Raw genomic sequence first — 16,036 nt, forward strand, 5'->3', positions numbered from 1 at the left:
TCCACGCCCCAGCGCAGCCCGATGTTGCGCAGCCAGCGCCGGTAGGCGCTCGAGCCCGCGTCGGCGCGCGAAGGGACCTCGATGCGCGCATCCAGCGGTAGCCGCTTGTAGACGTGGTTCTCCAGGATCGGCTTGTCCTGCCCGAGGATGGTCTGCTGGAACGCGGTGATCTCGCCGGCGCTGTGGGTGGCGTCAAGCAGCGAGATCGCGAAGTGCACCGTGCAGGCGTCCTCCTGCGTGGGCTGCACGAACAGGAAGATGATGTCGGCCTCGCCGGGGTGGCCCGCCGGCGCCTTGTAGAGAAGCGGTGAGAAGGGATTGACGACGCGATAGACGTAGTCGACATCTGCCGGCCCTTCGGAGGCCGCGGAGGCCATCGGCTGCACGAACTTGCAGCCGCGGGCCCAGAGTTCCCCGCGGGCGTCGAGCTCGACCTCGTAGGCGCGCACCTCGGTTGCCTCCTCGGTGCCCAGGATGTGCGCATGGACGAAGGGAAAGTGCGCCATGTCGAGGAAGTTCTCGACGACCCGCAGCCCTCCGGTATGGACGCCGACCGCGCCCATGTAGACGAAGCGCCGGCCTGGCGCGTCGAATTCCTCGAGCGCGAACAGCGGCTTGGGCGCATCGCCCAGGCACACGAAGATGCAACCGCAGTGGTCGCGCGCAACGCACGGGGCGCCCGCGGCACCCGGGATGCGCGCGGACAGCGTGCCCGAGGCATCGCGCCGGAGTTCGACCTCTCGCTCCAGCAGCCGCCGGCGCAGTGCCGGGCCGGACGCAATGGCTTCATGGCCCGCACCGATGGCGAACCAGTCGTTGGCAATGGCCGGATCCAGGGTGTCTTGCAAGGCAGTGCCGTTGATCGGGTCAGGCATGTGAAAGCTCCTTGGCGAAGAGCGCCTTCATGCGTTGGGCCGTGGCCAGGCGCCGCGCTGCGCAAAGGCCTTCTGCAACGAAGAGGTGCGCGCAGGTGGTGGCGGCGCTCATCGGCTGGAGCAGCAAGGTGGCGGCATCGGCGCTGCTGGCGGGTTCGCGCCAGGCGCTCGTGTGACCACCGGGCACGAAGCCCGCATCCTCGATCGCATGGGCCAACGCCTGCGCCGCCATGTCCGCCACGAAGCTCCGGCAGGCGCCGAGGCCGGGCAGCCGCGGTGGATAGCCGCGCGGCGCGAGTGCCAGGCTGGCCCAGATCACGCCATCCGATTCACGGCACATGTACGTCCGCACGCAGGCGGCAGGCGGCGGCGCGAGCCTGGGCGTGGACGGAACGCCCGTGCATCGCCCGTCGCTGCCGTATCTCCAGCCGTGGTAGCGGCAGACCAGTTGGTCGCCGTCGACGAATCCGAGCGTCAGCCGCACGCTGCGGTGCGGGCAGCGGTTCTCCCAGGCCTGTACCGAGCCTGCGGATGGCCGCCACAAGGCCAGTTCCTGGCCGTGGAGCAAGGTCTGCACGACCTGCCCAGGCGGCACATGGACCGAGAGCTCGACGGCAAACCAGCCGTCGGCGGCAAAGGCGCCGCCAGCTTGTGCTTCTTCATGCATGGCGCCGCCCTTCAGCGCGGCATCGCGCCCTGGATGCCTTCGACGAACCAGTTCATCCCGGCGATCTCCGCATCCGGCACAGCGGCGCCCGGTGCGGCACGCACCTTGCCCGTGTTGTCCTTCAGCGGACCGGCAAAGGGGATCAACCTGCCGGCGGCGATGTCGGCTTGCGCGGCCTTGGCCATCTTCACAACCTCGGGCGGCACGGCTGCATTCCAGTCGAGCAGATTCACGCCGCCGTTCTGCAGCGTGCCCACGTAGGCGGCGCCCTTGAACTTGCCCGCGAGCGTGTCGGCGACGACCTGGCGGAAGTGCGGCGTCCAGTCATGCGTGATCGAGGTCAGCAGCTTGTGTGGTGCCGCCTTGCGCAGGTCGGAGAACATGCCGACCGACCAGACGCCCTTGGCGTCGGCGGCCTGCACGATCGCCGGGTTGTCCTGGAATCCGGAGCCGATCACGTCGGCACCCTGCTGGATCAGCGAGTTGGCCGCGTCGCGCTCGCTGCCCGGGTTGAACCACTCGTTGACCCAGACGACGGACACGGTGGCTGCAGGATTGCTGCGCTTCACGCCGAGCGCAAAGGCGTTGATCGTGGAGACCACGTCGGGGATCGGGATCGCACCCACGTAGCCGAGCTTGTTGCTCTTCGTGACCTTGCCGGCCACCAGCCCCGCGACATAGGCGCCTTCGTACCAGCGCGCGTTGTACGTGCCGAAGTTGGGAGCCTGCTTGAAGCCGCTGGCATGGATGAAATTGACCTTCGGCTCTTCGGCGGCGAGCTTCAAGCCGTCGTTCATGTAGCCGAAGCTGCCGAGCACGACCATGCCTGCACCGCCGCCGACGAGCTCGCGCATGACGCGCGCACCGTCGGGGCCGACCTTCACGTCCTGCACCACGCGGGTCTTGATGCGGCTGCCGAATTCCTTCTCGAGTTGCTTGCGGGCGGTTTCGTGCACCGCGACCCAGCCCACGTCGGAGACCGGGCTCTGGTAGACGAAGCCGATCTCGAGCGGATCGGCCGCCGCCGCGGGAAGCGCCGCGCAGGCGGCGAAGACGCCGGCGAGCAGGGCGCGGATGGGGGAATGCAGGGCCATGGGTTGTCTCCTTTTGTGCGGTGGGGCGAGGGTGCGGCAAGCCGACAGGAATCCCGAAACAGTAATCTGAATCGGTATACCGGTTCAGTGTATTTAGAATCCGATGCCATGTCCAGCAAGACCGACGAAATCGTTTCGAGCATCCGCAACGCCGTCGCGGCACACCGCCTGTTGCCGGGCGTGCAGTTGCGCGAGGTGGCGCTCGGCAAGCTGTACGGCGTGAGCCGCACGGTGGTGCGGCAGGCCCTGCAGACGCTGGCGCGCGAAGGGTTGGTGGATCTCACGCCGGGCCGCATCGCCTCGGTCGCAAAGCCGACGCCCGAAGAGGCGCGCGATACCTTCGACCTGCGCTGGGCCATCGAACGGCATGCGACCGAGACGCTCGCGCAGAAGCTCACCAGGAAAGACGTTGCCGCCTTGAGGGCACACGTCAAGCTGGAACGGGCGGCGCGGGCTGCGCGCAATGCTGAGGAGGTGCGCCGGCTGGGCGCGGGCTTCCACGTGCTGGTGGCGCAGCTCGCCGGCAATGCGCTGCTCGCCCGAACTCTCGAGCAGCTGGTCGCGCGCATCGCGCTGATCCTGCTGCTCTACCGCCATGACTATGACGAGCATGTCGAGTGCCTGCAGGACGAGCACGCCGAGTTCATCGATCTGCTCGAATCGGGTGCTGCCGCCAAGGCGCTTCAGCTGCTCCAGCGGCACTTGCAGACGGTCGAGGTCAGCCTGAACGTCGAGAAGATGGCAGTGGTCGACGATCCTCAACTGCGCCGGGCGCTGCTCGCCGGCTGAGGGCGCCTCGGTCCATGCCGTAGAAGCGGGCGGATCGAGCGAGAGCTGGCCACCCGACCGTGCCTGTCGAGCCGGCGGCTGCTCCGGAGCGCGCCGCACCTGCTACAAACGGGCCATGAAAAAGATCCTCGTCCTCAACGGCCCCAATCTCAACCTGCTCGGCACCCGCGAGCCCGCGCAGTACGGCCACGAAACACTGGCGGACGTCGAGCGCCTGTGCGCCGAAACGGGCAAGCAGCTGGGCGTGGGCATCGAATGCCGGCAGTCCAATCACGAAGGCCTGCTGATCGACTGGATCCACGAGGCCGGCCGCGAGGTGGCCGCAGGGCGGATGCTAGGCGTGGTGATGAACCCGGGCGCCTACACCCACACCTCGATCGCGCTGCACGACGCCATCAAGGGCGCGAGCGTGCCGCTGGTGGAGCTGCACATCTCGAACGTGCATGCGCGCGAGGAGTTCCGCCACCACTCGTACATCTCGCCGGCGGCGCGCGGCATCATCGTCGGCTTCGGCGTCAAGGGCTATGCGCTGGCGATCGAGGCACTGGTGCGGGTGAGTGCATGAGCCTTGATCGACCGGGGCTGTTTGCGGGCGAGGACGGTGCGCTGCGCTGCCGCTGGTGCCAGTCCACCACCGCCTACCAGCACTACCACGACAACGAATGGGGATTCCCGGTCACCGACGACCGGCGCCTGTTCGAGAAGCTGTGCCTCGAAGGCTTCCAGGCGGGGCTCAGCTGGCTGACCATCCTCAACAAGCGCGAAGCCTTCCGGCGCGCATTCGCGGAGTTCGATGCCGAGCGCGTCGCGCGCTTCAAGCCGAAGGACGTGGAGCGCCTGGTCGGCGATGCGGGCATCGTGCGGCACCGCGGCAAGATCGAGTCGGCCATCAACAACGCGCAGCGGGTGCTTGAACTGCGCGAGCAGTTCGGCTCGCTCGCCGCCTATGCCTGGGGCTTCGAGCCCGACCCGGCCTCGCGCCCGCGGCGCGTCACGCACGAGGCACTGCGGGCGATGACCACCTCGCCGGAATCCATTGCGATGTCCAAGGACCTGAAGAAAAGGGGCTGGAGCTTCGTCGGCCCGACCACGGTGTATGCCTTCATGCAGGCCATGGGCCTGGTCAACGACCACGTCGAGGACTGCCACGCACGCCAACTCGCGCTGGCAGCGCGAGCCAGGCTGAAGCCGCCGAGCCGGGTGTGAAGGCCCGATAGGCCGCAGACGTGCATCCGCACCGGTTTGGCGGATCCGAGGTATGCATCAAGGGGCCATCGCCGCGTTCAGGACACGGCGGGCCAGCGTCGAGCGGTGCACCTCCGACGCGCCGTCGTACACGCGGAACGGCCGCATCTCTCGCAGGATCATCGAGACCGGAGTGTCTTCCGACATACCGAGCGCCCCCATGATCTGCGCGGCGCGATCCGCCACCCTTCCCACCGCTTCCGACACGAACACCTTGACCATGGCCGATTCGTGCTTGATGCTTTCGTTGGCATCGAGCTTCGCGGCGGCGTGCCAGGTCATCAGGCGCGCTGCGTGCAGGTCGATGTGCGAATCCGCCACCATCGCCTGCACCTGCTGCAATTGCGCGAGGGGTTGGCCGAAGGAGCTTCTCCGGTTCGCGTAGTCCTGCGCCAGCGCCATCGCGCGGGACGCACGTCCGATGAAGCGCATGCAGTGCGACAGGCGCGCCGGCTCGAGCCGGAGCTGCGCGTAGGCGAACCCCCGTCCCACCTCGCCCAGTACCGCGTCATCGCCGACGAGGCAGTCCTCGAGCACGATCTCGCCATGCCCGCCGATCTGGAAGCCGTCGATGCTGGCGATGTTGCGCACCACGCGGTAGCCGGGGTTGTCGGCATCGACGATGAAGATGGTCGCACCTTCGCACGTCCTTGCCAGCACCAGCGCGAACGAGGCGCCGACCGCCCCGCTGATGAACCACTTGCGTCCGGAGATCGACCACCCGCCACGGCGGCGCACGGCCATCGTCTGCAGCATCGACGGATCGGAACCCGCGCCGGGCTCGGGTTCGGTCATCGCGAAGCACGACCTCGTCTCGCCGCGTGCCAGCGGCGCGAGGTAGCGCTGCTGCTGCGCCGGCGAGCCGTCGGTCAGCAGGTTGATCATGTTGGGCTGGTCCGGCGGCGCGCAGTTCATGGCCAGGGGCGCGAGAAAGCTGCGGCCGGCCTCTTCGAGGATCACCGAACGATCGCGCCAGGAAAGGCCCAGGCCGCCCCATGCCGCCGGGAGCTGCGGCGCGTAGATGCCCGCCTGCCTTGCCTTGGCGCGCAATGCATGGGTCGCCTCCTCGAGGGCGTTCAGGTCGTGCGCAAGAGCCGGGCTCTCGCGCGGGATGGCCTCTTCCTCGACGAAGCGCCGCACCGCTGCGCGGAGTGCGGGAAGCCGATCGCTGTAGCCGAACATGCCGCGCCTCAGCTGCCGTACCCGGCTTGCGCCAGGGTGCGCCTGGCGATGTTGAGCTGGTGGATCTGGCTCGTGCCCTCATAGAGCCGGAACAGCCGCACGTCGCGGTAGAAGCGTTCCATGCCGTGATCGGCGATATAGCCGTAGCCGCCCAGCATCTGCACGCAGCGGTCGGCCACGCGGCCGCACATCTCGGAGGCGAAGTACTTGCAGATCGACGCCTCCATCGTCACGTCGATGCCATCGTCGCGCTTGCGCGCGGTGTCCAGCACCAGCGCCCGGGCGGCATGGATCTCGGTCTGGCTGTCGGCGATCAGCGCCTGCACCAGCTGGAAGCTCGAGAGCGCCTGGCCGAACTGCCTGCGCGTGGCCACGAAGGCCACGGCATCCTCCAGCATGCGGATCGCGGGCCCGATGCACAAGGCGGCAAGGTGGATGCGCTGCTTGTTGAGCACTTTCATCGCGGTCTTGAAGCCCTGGCCTTCGCGCCCCCCGATGACGTTGTGCGCCGGCACGATGCAGTTGTCCATGTGCACTTCTGACACCGGCGAGCCGGCTTGGCCCATCTTCCTGTAAGCCGGCCCGGTGCTGAGCCCGGGCATGCCGCGCTCGACCAGGAAGGCCGTGACGCCGCGCGCCGACAGGTCTGCCGGGTCGGTGCGCGCCATGACCGTGAACAAGCCCGCGATCGGCGCGTTGGTGATGAAGCACTTGCTCCCGTTCAGCACGTAGTGCTCGCCTTCGCGTTGCGCCGAGGTGCGCAGCGAGACGGCATCCGAACCGGCTTCGGGCTCCGTGAGGGCGAAGGCTCCGGTCAACTCGCCGCTGGCGAGCCGGGGGAGGTAGCGTCGCTTCTGGTCTTCGGTGCCATCGGCCACCAGTGCCTCGGAACCGATGCCGGTGTTGGTGCCGACGCGGGCCCTGAAAGCCACCGAGCACTGCGACAGTTCCATGGCGGCCAGCACCAGCTCTTCGGTCGTCATGCCCGCACCGCCGTAGGCTTCGGGGATCGACCAGCCGAACAGGCCCCGCGCCGCCATGCCGGCCACGAGGTCCGGGGGCACCTCGTCGGCGTCGGCCACGCGCACTTCGTTCGGGACGAGGCGCTCGCGCACGTAGCTGCGCAGGCCGTGGAGGAATTGCTCGAAGGCTTCGGGATCGCGCTGCATGTTCGTTCCTCTATCAGTCCAGCTTCGTTCCCGTGGACTTGACCAGCGCCGCCCACGACGCCGTCTCGTTCTTGATCACCGCGGCGAACTGCGCCGGCGTGTTGCCGACCGGCTCGGCGCCGAGGTCGATCAGGCGCTTGCGGAAGTCCGGCTTGGCCAAGGCCTTCTGCGTGGCGGCGTGCAGGCGCTCGACGATGTCCGACGGCGTGGCGGCGGGCACCATCAGGCCCTTCCATGCGCCGAAGGCGAAGCCTTTCACGCCGGACTCGGCAACGGTCGGAACGTCGGGCGCGGCCGCGGCCCGCTTGTCGGTGGAAACTGCCAGCGCCCTGAGCTTGCCCGCCTGCACATGGGGCCACATGGCCGGCATGTTGTCGATCATCATCGCGATCTGCCCGGCCATCAGATCGTTCAGCGCCGGGCCCGTGCCCTTGTACGGGACGTGGACCATGGTCGTGCCTGTGAGCTGATTGAACCATTCGCCCGCCAGGTGCGCCGGGCTGCCGTTGCCCGGCGAGCCGAAGCTGATCTCGGTCGGCCTGGACTTGGCGTAGGCGATGAACTCCGCGACCGTCTGCGCCGGGATCTTCGGGTTGACCGCCATCAGGTTGGGTTCCTGGATCAGCAGGGTCACCGGCCGCAGGTCCTTGGCAGGGTCGTAGGGCATCCGGGCATAGAGACTCGGGTTGATCACGGTCGGGCCCGCAGCGGCGATCAGCAGCGTGTAGCCATCGGGCGCCGCCTTGGCGACGAAGTCACCACCGATGTTGCCACCGGCCCCGGCCCGGTTCTCGACGATGACAGGTTGCCCCAGTTCGGGACGCAAGGCCTCGGCGAGCAGCCGTGCGAGCACATCGGTCGAGCCTCCAGGCGCGAAGGGCACGACGAGCCGGATCGGTTTGCTCGGGTAGCCCGGCTCGGCGTGCACGGCGGAAGCCATTGCCAGGAGGCTGGCAACGACGATCAGGAATATCTTGCGCATGGTGGTCTCCAATCAGTTCGTGTCGTGTCTGTCTATGGGTACTGCAGGCCCTGGAGACTACCGACGGGCATGACATATGGAAAACCATGTTTCTCTATCTTGAACGCCTCGCCGGGTTGCAGGACGTAGCATCCGGTGCGCAACACCTTCCCTGACATGTCCGCTGCCCGCCACCCCGACCCCGACTTCGCGACCACGCTTCAGCACGGCCTGCAGGTCCTGCACTGCTTCACCGTTGCAGAACCGGCACTCGGCAACAAGGAACTCTCGGAGCGCACGGGCTTGTCGAAGGCGACCATTTCGAGGCTGACCTACACCTTGGCCGCCCGCGGGCTCGTGGTCTTCGATGCGCACCTGCGGCGCTATCGCCTGGGCTCCACGGCGCTCACGATCGGCTACCCGCTGATGGCCAGCTTGCGCATCCGACAAGTCGCGCGGGGGCGCATGAAGCAGCTGGCCGACGAAGTGGGCGGCTCGGTGTCGCTGGGCATGCGGGACCGCACGCGCATGGTGTACGTCGAAACCTCTCGTGGGCACGACCTCAGCGCATGGCGGCCCGACATCGGGGCGGCCGTCCCGATGCTGCCCACGGCGATGGGGCGCAGCTGGCTCGCGCAGGCGCAGCAGGCACTGCGCGAGGAAGTCCTGATGCAGATCGAGGCGTCGGAACCCGGCCAGCGGCACGTGTACGAAGCCGATCTGGTCCAGGCGCAGCGCGACTTGAAGCGCAGGGGCTTCTGCATTTCGCGCGGGGCATGGCGCAGCGACGTGCACGCCGTCGGGGTACCGATCCTGGTTCCGCAGGACGGCGAGACGCTGGTCTTCAATTGCGGCGTCCTCACGTCGCGGCTCGCACCGCGTCAGCTCGAGCTGCGCATCGGGCCCCGCCTCGTCGAGCTGGCCCGCAGCGTGGAGTCCGACATGGGCAGCGCGCCATGAGCGGGAGCGACAGCAAGGACCGGCAGTTCGCGACCACGCTCGCCAGCGGCATCGACCTCCTGTTGTGCTTTCATGCGGGCGAGCTCAGCCTGGCCAACAAGGACCTTGCGGAACGCACGGGCCTCTCGAGACCCACCGTGGCCCGCCTGACGCACACGCTCACGGTGCTGGGCTACCTGCGGCGAGACGCGGCCACGGCCAGGTACCGGCTCGGTGCAGCCGTGCTGGGGTTGAGCCACCCCCTGCTGGCCAGCATGCGGATCCGCCCGGTCGCGCGACCGATGATGGAGACCCTGGCGCGCGAGATCGAGGGCGCCGTCTCGCTGGGCCTGCGGCACCGCATCCACATGGTGTACGTTGAGACGGCACGGGACAGCGAGGACTTCGTCGTGACCCCCGATATCGGCGCTCCGATCCCGATGCTGGCCACCGCGATGGGACGCGCCTGGCTGGCCCGCGCGACGGCCGAAGACCGCCGGTCGTTGCTGAACCAGATCCGGCTCGCCGCGCCGGCCGAGTTCGAGCGCTACGCCGCGGCAGCGAACCTCGCAAGGGAAGAACTGGCCCGCGACGGCTTCTGCAGCGCACGTGCCGACTGGCAGCCCAATCGCCATGGCTTTGCCGTGCCACTGCAGGGATGGGTCGATGGCACGCAGTTCGTGCTGAACTGTGCGGTCGCGTCGAATCGCGGGGGCTTTGCGCAGATGCGACGCGAGGTCGCGCCGCGGCTCGTCACCCTGGCGCACAGCATCGAGTTCGCCCTGGGCCTGCGTTAGCCTGAGTCACGCAGAGCTCCGGCGTTCAGGATATCGAAACGGGTGTTGCAGCAACTGGACCCAGCAACCAGACTTCGAGCATGCAATCCGCCGAACATCATCCTGCTTCCACCGCGCAAACGCCGGCGCCTGCCGCCCAGGGGCCGCTGGCCGGCATCCGCATCCTGGACATGGCGACCGTGATCGCGGCGCCCTTCTCGGCCTCCCTTTGCGCCGACATGGGCGCAGAGGTCGTCAAGCTGGAGCTGCCGGAAGGCAACGACCCCCTGCGCTCGCTGTCGCCCACCACGCCGGAGCACGCACTGTTCTGGAAGGTCTCGAACCGAGGCAAGAAGGGCGTCTCGCTCGACGTGCGCAAGCCGGAGGGCCGCGCGCTGTTCCTGAGGCTGATCGAAACCTTCGACGTCCTGGTCGAGAACTTCCGCACCGGCACGCTCGACAAATGGGGGCTGGATGCGGCGACGCTGTGGTCCGTCAACCCCAGGCTGATCATCCTGCGCCTCACCGGCTTCGGCCAGACGGGACCCTATGCGCAACGCCCTGGCTTCGCCCGCATCTTCGAGGCGATGAGCGGCTTCGCGCACCTGACTGGCGAAAGCGGCCGCAGTCCGCAGCACATGAACTACCCACTCGGGGACGTCATCGCCGGCCTGTTCGGCGCTTTCTCCATTGCCACCGCGATCGCGGAACGCCATTGCCACCCTGACGCGCCGGGCCGCGAAATCGACCTTGCTGCGACCGAAGCCATGTTCCGCTTGCTGGAGGCGCTGCCGGTAGAGCACGAGTTGCTCGGGCAGGCGCGCAGCCGCTCCGGCAGCCGGGCCACCTACACCGCGCCGTCCAACATGTACCGCACCGCCGACGATCAGTGGGTGACGCTGGTAGGCTCGTCCGATCCCATCTTCAAGCGCATCTGCCAGGCCATGGGCAAGCCCGCGCTCGCGGACGATCCGCGCTTTGCCACCACGCCGGACCGGGTGCTGAACATCGACGAGATCGACACGATCGTCGCCGCGTGGTGCGCGTCCAGAACGCTGGCCGAGCTGTCGGAAGCGTTGACGCTTGGGGGCGTTCCCTATAGCAAGGTCTATGCAGTCGATGACGTGATCGCCGATCCGCATTTCATCGCCCGCGAAGCCATCATCCGCCTGCCCGATCCGGACCTGGGGTCACTGCCGGCGCCTGCGATCGTGCCGCGATTTTCCGGATTCGATCCTGTTGCGCCCCGTACAGGTCCGGCAACGGGCGAGCACAACGCGCAGATCTATGGCGCCCTGGGTTTGCGAAGCGCAGAGTTGGACGAGCTTCAGCGCAACAAGGTGATCTGATGCGAGCGCCAGACCTCCCGTGCGCCGGCGCGGGGGTGATTCCCGTGCTGACAGGCCCCAGCTAGGCCGCTTGCGGGCCCGCCACCTTGCGGTGGCCCACCCGGCCCTGGCTGTCGACGCTTTCGAGATGCACGTCGAAGCCCCAGAGGCGGGCAACGTGCTTGAGCACTTCGTGTGCGTCGTCGTGCAGCGGGCGGTCGTTGTGCTGGGTGTGGCGCAGGGTCAGGGATCGGTCGCCGCGCAGGTTGACGCTCCAGACCTGGATGTTGGGCTCGCGGTGATTGAGGTCGTACTGGCGCGACAGCGACTCCCGGAGTTGCCTGTAGCCGCTATCGTCGTGGATGGCCGAAACCTCGAGCTCGGATTCGCTCTGCTTGTCGCTGATCGCGAAGAAGCGGAAGTCGCGCATCAGCTTCGGGGAGAGGAACTGGCCGACGAAGCTCTCGTCCTTGAAGTTGCGCATCGCGTAATCGAGCGTCTGCTGCCAGGGCGAGCCGGCCAGGTCGGGGAACCAGCGGCGGTCCTCCTCCGTGGGGTCCTCGCAGATGCGCCGCAGGTCGGTGTACATCGCGAAGCCCAGCGCATACGGGTTGATGCCGCTGTAGGCGCGATGGCCCACCGGTGGCTGGAACACCACGTTGGTGTGCGACTGCAGCCATTCCATCATGAAGCCGTCGGCCAGCAGGCCCTCGTCGTACAGGGTGTTGAGCAGGGTGTAGTGCCAGAAGGTGGCCCAGCCCTCGTTCATGACCTGGGTCTGGCGCTGCGGATAGAAGTACTGCCCGATCTTGCGCACGATACGCACCACTTCGCGCTGCCAGGGCTCCAACAATGGTGCATTCTTCTCGATGAAGTAGAGCAGGTTCTCCTGCGGCTCGGAGGGGAAGCGCTTGGAGGCTTCCTCTTCCTCGGCCGTGCGGCCGGCGCGCTTGGGCAGGGTGCGCCAGAGGTCGTTGACCTGCTGCTGCAGATGGTGCTCGCGATCCTCGCGGCGCGCCTGTTCCTGGCTCAGCGACAGGCGCTGTGGGCGGCGATAGCGGTCCACGCCGTGGTTCATCAGGGCGTGGCAGGAGTCGAGCAGGTCCTCCACCGCCGGCATCCCGTGCTTTTCCTCGCACTCGCTGATGTAGTTCCGGGCGTAGACCAGATAGTCGATGATGGAGGAGGCGTCCGTCCACATCTTGAACAGGTAGTTGCCCTTGAAGAAGCTGTTGTGCCCATAGGCGGCATGGGCGATGACCAGGGCCTGCATGGCCATGGTGTTCTCTTCCATCAGGTAGGCGATGCAGGGGTCGGAGTTGATGACGATCTCGTAGGCCAGGCCCATGTGTCCGCGGCGGTAGTTCTTCTCGGTGGAGATGAACTGCTTGCCGTAGGACCAGTGGCGGTAGATGACCGGCATGCCCACCGAGGCGTAGGCGTCCATCATCTGCTCTGCCGTGATGATCTCGAGCTGGTTGGCGTAGGTGTCCAGGTTGTAGCCGCGCGCCACGCGGGCAATCTCGCTGTGGTAGCGCTCGATCAGCTCGAAGGTCCAGTCCGAGGGGCTGGGCAGGGGTTCTCGTTTCCTGGCGTTCACACCGTTCCCCTCTCCTTTTTGAACAGGTCGCGGAACACCGGGTAGATGTCCGCCGCGTCGGCGACCTTGCGCATCGCGAAGTTCTTGTGGGATTCGACCAGCTGCGTGTACTCCTCCCACATGTTCTGCTCGGCGTCCGCCACCTGCACGTAGGCGTAGTAGCGCACCAGCGGCAGCAGCTGGTCGGTCAGGAGCTCGCGGCATCGGCCGCTGTCCTGGTGCCAGTTGTCGCCGTCGCTGGCCTGGGCGCCGTAGATGTTCCACTCGCTGCTGGGAAAGCGCGCGCGGATGATCTCGTGCATCAGCGTGAGTGCACTGGAGACCACCGTGCCACCGGTCTCGGTGGCGTGGAAGAACTCTTCCTCGCTGACTTCGCTGGCCTGGGTGTGATGCCGGATGAAGACCAGCTCGATCTTCTCGTAGTGGCGCGTCAGGAACAGGTACAGCAGCATGAAGAAGCGCTTGGACATGTCCTTGCGCGCCTCGTCCATCGAGCCCGAGACGTCCATCAGGCAGAACATCACCGCCTTGGCCGAGGGGATCGGCACCTTCACCCGGTTGCGGTAGCGAAGGTCGATCGGGTCCAGGAAAGGAACGTGCTTGGCCTTGGCTCGCAGCTCCTCGATCTTGGCCTCGGTGTCGCGGATCTCGCGCTGCACCAGCGCATCGGCGGCGCGCGGGCTGCGCATCAGGTGCGCGAGATGGGCCTCGAGTTCGCGGATCTCTCGGCGCGAGTCGCCCCCAAGCGCGATGCGCCGCGCCAGCGCGCCGCGCATGGAGCGCACCACGTGCAGGTTGGTGGGCATCCCGTCCTGCGTGAAGCCGGCGCGGTGGCTCTTCCATTCCGGCACTTCGGCCAGCTGGGTGCGGATCAGGTGGGGCAGGGCGAGGTCCTCGAAGAAGACCCGCATGAACTCTTCCTTGGTGAGGCGGAAGACGAAGTCGTCCTCGCCGCCTTCGCCGTCGCCGGCCTGCGAGCCGCTTCCCTTGCCCCCGCCGCCGCCCTGCGGCCGCTCGATGCGGTCGCCCTTGACGTACTCCCGGTTGCCGGGATGCACGTACTCGCGGTCGCCGCCGGGGCCGTGGCCGAACACCGGTTCGGACACATCACGCTTGGGCAGCGTGATGTCCTCGCCCTGTTCGAGATCCCGGATGTTGCGGCCGCTGACGGCGCGCCGCACGGCCTCCCCGATCTGCTCGCGATAGCGCCGCAGGAAACGCTCGCGGTTGCCGATGGACTTGTTCTTCCCCGACAGACGACGGTCGATGATCTGCTGCAGCATGGCCACGGCCCTGACTCCCTTGTCAGCTCATCATGAGCTCTTGCGTACGCGCAGATACCACTCGCACAAGAGGCGGACCTGCTTGGCGGTGTAGCCCTTCTGCACCATGCGGTTGACGAAATCCTCGTGCTTCTTCATCTCGTCGGCGCTGCTCTTGGCGTTGAAGCTGATGACGGGCAGCAGCTCCTCGGTGTTGGAGAACATCTTCTTCTCGATCACCGTGCGCAGCTTCTCGTAGCTGGTCCACAGCGGGTTCTTGCCCGCGTTGCCGGCGCGCGCGCGCAGCACGAAGTTCACGATCTCGTTGCGGAAGTCCTTGGGGTTGCTGATGCCCGCGGGCTTCTCGATCTTCTCGAGCTCGGCGTTCAGGGAGCCGCGGTCGAACACCTCGCCGGTGTCCTGGTCGCGGTACTCCTGGTCCTGGATCCAGTAGTCGGCGTAGGTGACGTAGCGGTCGAAGATGTTCTGGCCGTACTCGGAGTAGCTTTCGAGGTAGGCGGTCTGGATCTCCTTGCCGATGAACTCCGCATAGCGCGGCGCCATCAGCTCCTTGATGTAGGACAGGTACTTCTGCTCGGTCTCGGCCGCGAACTGCTCGCGCTCGATCTGCTGCTCGAGCACGTACATCAGGTGCACCGGATTGGCGGCGACCTCGCCGCTGTCGAAGTTGAAGACCTTGGAGATGATCTTGAAGGCGAAGCGGGTGGACACACCGCTCATGCCCTCGTCGACGCCGGCGTAGTCGCGGTACTCCTGGATCGACTTTGCCTTCGGATCGGTGTCCTTGAGGTTCTCGCCGTCGTACACCTGCATCTTGCTGAAGATGCTGGAGTTCTCCGGCTCCTTCAGCCGTGTGAGCACCGAGAACTGGGCCATCATGCGCAGCGTGCCGGGGGCGCAGGGCGCCAGCGAGAGCGAGGAGTTGCGCACCAGTTTCTCGTAGATCTTGATCTCTTCCGAGACGCGCAGGCAGTAGGGCACCTTGACGATGTAGATCCGGTCGAGGAAGGCCTCGTTGTTCTTGTTGTTGCGGAAGGCCTTCCACTCGCTCTCGTTGCTGTGCGCGAGCACGATGCCGTCGAAGGGAATGGCGCCGAAGCCTTCGGTGCCCTTGAAGTTTCCTTCCTGCGTGGCGGTCAGCAGCGGGTGCAGCACCTTGATCGGCGCCTTGAACATCTCGACGAATTCCAGCAGCCCCTGGTTGGCCAGGCACAGTCCGCCGGAGTAGGCGTAGGCATCGGGATCGTCCTGCGCATAGGTCTCGAGCTTGCGGATGTCGATCTTGCCGACCAGCGAGGAGATGTCCTGGTTGTTCTCGTCGCCGGGCTCGGTCTTGGCGACCGCGATCTGGCGCAGGACCGAGGGATAGCGCTTGACGACCTGGAACTGCCGGATGTCGCCGCCGTACTCCTCGAGCCGCTTCACCGCCCAGGGCGAGAGGATGCGGTTGAGGTAGCGCAGCGGGATGCCGTATTCCTTCTGGAGGATCTCGCCGTCTTCCGTGGCGTTGAAGAGGCCGAGCGGCGATTCGTTGACCGGCGATCCCTTGATGGAATAGAAGGGCACCTGTTCCATCAGCTGCTTCAGCCGCTCGGCGATCGAGCTCTTGCCGCCGCCGACCGGGCCGAGCAGGTAGAGGATCTGCTTCCTCTCCTCGAGCCCCTGCGCCGCATGCCGGAAGTAGGAGACCACCTGCTCGATGGCGTCCTCCATGCCGTAGAACTCGCGGAAGGCCGGGTAGATCTTGATGACCTTGTTGGCGAAGATGCGCGACAGGCGCGGGTCATTGCGCGTGTCGACAAGCTCCGGCTCCCCGATGGCCTTGAGCATTCGCTCGGCCGCGGTCGCGTAGGCCGTGGGCTCCCGTTTGCAGATCTCGAGGTACTCCTGCAGGGACAGGACCTCTTCGCGAGTCCGCTCGTAGCGGGCGGCGAAGTTGCTGATGACATCCATAAACACCTCCATCGAGTCAGCGGGGCGCTGCCCGGAGTTTCCGTGCTGCACACGTCGCATCGTTCGCAGGAATGGTGCCAGGTGAGTTGAGCACGCTTACGGAAAACTCCTCGAGCAGTAACTTGGCTCAAAGCATAGAACAAACAACGCGTCGAGCAAATTGGTTTTCAAATAA

Annotated in this window: 15 protein-coding genes; 6 read left to right on the forward strand and 9 right to left on the reverse strand. The window is 66.7% G+C overall.

Annotated elements, in window-relative coordinates; genetic code table 11:
• The 3 genes from APY03_RS36780 to APY03_RS36790 form a co-directional block, all read right to left on the reverse strand.
• Window positions 1–875: hypothetical protein (locus APY03_RS36780; protein ID WP_068685266.1), on the reverse strand; the 875-nt coding region annotated here is incomplete at its 3' end.
• Window positions 868–1,542, reverse strand: coding sequence for a Rieske (2Fe-2S) protein (locus APY03_RS36785; RefSeq protein WP_068685268.1), 675 nt, complete (start codon window positions 1,540–1,542; stop codon window positions 868–870). The genes APY03_RS36780 and APY03_RS36785, both read right to left, overlap by 8 nt.
• 11 nt (window positions 1,543–1,553) lie before the next feature.
• Window positions 1,554–2,636: a BMP family ABC transporter substrate-binding protein gene (locus APY03_RS36790; RefSeq protein WP_068685270.1), complete on the reverse strand. Its 1,083-nt coding sequence runs from the start codon at window positions 2,634–2,636 to the stop codon at window positions 1,554–1,556.
• Between APY03_RS36790 and APY03_RS36795 the strand changes: the two genes are divergently transcribed.
• The 3 genes from APY03_RS36795 (at window position 2,625) to APY03_RS36805 (ending at window position 4,631) form a co-directional block, all read left to right on the forward strand.
• A complete protein-coding gene (locus APY03_RS36795) occupies window positions 2,625–3,425 on the forward strand; it encodes a GntR family transcriptional regulator (RefSeq protein ID WP_083944837.1) in 801 nt (266 codons plus the stop codon). The two genes, APY03_RS36790 and APY03_RS36795, sit on opposite strands and share 12 nt — an antisense overlap.
• A 115-nt stretch (window positions 3,426–3,540) precedes the next feature.
• On the forward strand, window positions 3,541–3,990 hold the full coding sequence (aroQ, locus tag APY03_RS36800) for a type II 3-dehydroquinate dehydratase (protein ID WP_068685274.1): 450 nt from the start codon (window positions 3,541–3,543) through the stop codon (window positions 3,988–3,990).
• A complete protein-coding gene (locus APY03_RS36805; RefSeq protein ID WP_068685276.1) occupies window positions 3,987–4,631 on the forward strand; it encodes a DNA-3-methyladenine glycosylase I in 645 nt (214 codons plus the stop codon). Before aroQ ends, APY03_RS36805 begins: the two co-directional genes overlap by 4 nt.
• Before the next feature lie 57 nt (window positions 4,632–4,688).
• Here APY03_RS36805 and APY03_RS36810 read toward each other — a convergent pair whose 3' ends face one another.
• From APY03_RS36810 to APY03_RS36820, 3 genes are read right to left on the reverse strand one after another with little or no spacing between them, the layout of a single operon-like run.
• Window positions 4,689–5,852 (reverse strand): acyl-CoA dehydrogenase family protein, encoded by a 1,164-nt coding sequence (locus APY03_RS36810; RefSeq protein WP_068685278.1) that lies wholly within the window; start codon window positions 5,850–5,852, stop codon window positions 4,689–4,691.
• Between the two features lie 8 nt (window positions 5,853–5,860).
• Entirely contained in the window at window positions 5,861–7,021 is a 1,161-nt protein-coding gene (locus tag APY03_RS36815; RefSeq protein ID WP_068685280.1) for an acyl-CoA dehydrogenase family protein, read from the reverse strand.
• 13 nt (window positions 7,022–7,034) lie between these two features.
• Entirely contained in the window at window positions 7,035–8,003 is a 969-nt protein-coding gene (locus APY03_RS36820) for a Bug family tripartite tricarboxylate transporter substrate binding protein (RefSeq protein WP_068685350.1), read from the reverse strand.
• Between the two features lie 156 nt (window positions 8,004–8,159).
• On the opposite strand from APY03_RS36820, the gene APY03_RS36825 reads away from it, so the two are divergent.
• The 3 genes from APY03_RS36825 to APY03_RS36835 all read left to right on the forward strand — a co-directional run bounded on the left by APY03_RS36825 (window position 8,160) and on the right by APY03_RS36835 (window position 11,046).
• A complete protein-coding gene (locus APY03_RS36825) occupies window positions 8,160–8,942 on the forward strand; it encodes an IclR family transcriptional regulator (protein ID WP_068685352.1) in 783 nt (260 codons plus the stop codon).
• Window positions 8,939–9,718: an IclR family transcriptional regulator gene (locus tag APY03_RS36830; RefSeq protein WP_068685282.1), complete on the forward strand. Its 780-nt coding sequence runs from the start codon at window positions 8,939–8,941 to the stop codon at window positions 9,716–9,718. The genes APY03_RS36825 and APY03_RS36830 overlap by 4 nt, the downstream gene beginning before the upstream one ends.
• Window positions 9,719–9,798: 80 nt before the next feature.
• Window positions 9,799–11,046: a CaiB/BaiF CoA transferase family protein gene (locus APY03_RS36835; protein ID WP_068685284.1), complete on the forward strand. Its 1,248-nt coding sequence runs from the start codon at window positions 9,799–9,801 to the stop codon at window positions 11,044–11,046.
• A gap of 61 nt (window positions 11,047–11,107) precedes the next feature.
• Here the strand turns inward: APY03_RS36835 and APY03_RS36840 are convergent, their stop codons facing one another.
• The 3 genes from APY03_RS36840 to APY03_RS36850 are packed head-to-tail and all read right to left on the reverse strand — an operon-like array spanning window position 11,108 to window position 15,861.
• On the reverse strand, window positions 11,108–12,625 hold the full coding sequence (locus APY03_RS36840) for a SpoVR family protein (RefSeq protein WP_068685286.1): 1,518 nt from the start codon (window positions 12,623–12,625) through the stop codon (window positions 11,108–11,110).
• On the reverse strand, window positions 12,622–13,908 hold the full coding sequence (locus APY03_RS36845; protein ID WP_174262815.1) for a YeaH/YhbH family protein: 1,287 nt from the start codon (window positions 13,906–13,908) through the stop codon (window positions 12,622–12,624). The genes APY03_RS36840 and APY03_RS36845 overlap by 4 nt, the downstream gene beginning before the upstream one ends.
• A 30-nt stretch (window positions 13,909–13,938) precedes the next feature.
• Window positions 13,939–15,861 carry a PrkA family serine protein kinase gene (locus APY03_RS36850; RefSeq protein ID WP_068685289.1) on the reverse strand — a complete coding sequence of 641 codons (1,923 nt, stop codon included), beginning with the start codon at window positions 15,859–15,861 and terminating at the stop codon, window positions 13,939–13,941.
• Window positions 15,862–16,036 lie beyond the last annotated feature (175 nt).

The organism is Variovorax sp. WDL1 (genome assembly GCF_001541225.1).
Classification (GTDB): domain Bacteria; phylum Pseudomonadota; class Gammaproteobacteria; order Burkholderiales; family Burkholderiaceae_C; genus Variovorax.

Excerpts from the sequence above, each read along its gene's own strand:
- APY03_RS36830 (WP_068685282.1), top strand. The coding sequence starts at position 8,939 with ATGAGCGGGAGCGACAGCAAGGACCGGCAGTTCGCGACCACGCTCGCC.
- APY03_RS36845 (WP_174262815.1), bottom strand. The coding sequence starts at position 13,908 with ATGCTGCAGCAGATCATCGACCGTCGTCTGTCGGGGAAGAACAAGTCC.
- APY03_RS36825 (WP_068685352.1), top strand. The coding sequence starts at position 8,160 with ATGTCCGCTGCCCGCCACCCCGACCCCGACTTCGCGACCACGCTTCAG.
- APY03_RS36820 (WP_068685350.1), bottom strand. The coding sequence starts at position 8,003 with ATGCGCAAGATATTCCTGATCGTCGTTGCCAGCCTCCTGGCAATGGCT.
- APY03_RS36795 (WP_083944837.1), top strand. The coding sequence starts at position 2,625 with ATGCAGGGCCATGGGTTGTCTCCTTTTGTGCGGTGGGGCGAGGGTGCG.
- aroQ (WP_068685274.1), top strand. The coding sequence starts at position 3,541 with ATGAAAAAGATCCTCGTCCTCAACGGCCCCAATCTCAACCTGCTCGGC.
- APY03_RS36835 (WP_068685284.1), top strand. The coding sequence starts at position 9,799 with ATGCAATCCGCCGAACATCATCCTGCTTCCACCGCGCAAACGCCGGCG.
- APY03_RS36850 (WP_068685289.1), bottom strand. The coding sequence starts at position 15,861 with ATGGATGTCATCAGCAACTTCGCCGCCCGCTACGAGCGGACTCGCGAA.
- APY03_RS36805 (WP_068685276.1), top strand. The coding sequence starts at position 3,987 with ATGAGCCTTGATCGACCGGGGCTGTTTGCGGGCGAGGACGGTGCGCTG.
- APY03_RS36815 (WP_068685280.1), bottom strand. The coding sequence starts at position 7,021 with ATGCAGCGCGATCCCGAAGCCTTCGAGCAATTCCTCCACGGCCTGCGC.
- APY03_RS36785 (WP_068685268.1), bottom strand. The coding sequence starts at position 1,542 with ATGCATGAAGAAGCACAAGCTGGCGGCGCCTTTGCCGCCGACGGCTGG.
- APY03_RS36810 (WP_068685278.1), bottom strand. The coding sequence starts at position 5,852 with ATGTTCGGCTACAGCGATCGGCTTCCCGCACTCCGCGCAGCGGTGCGG.
- APY03_RS36790 (WP_068685270.1), bottom strand. The coding sequence starts at position 2,636 with ATGGCCCTGCATTCCCCCATCCGCGCCCTGCTCGCCGGCGTCTTCGCC.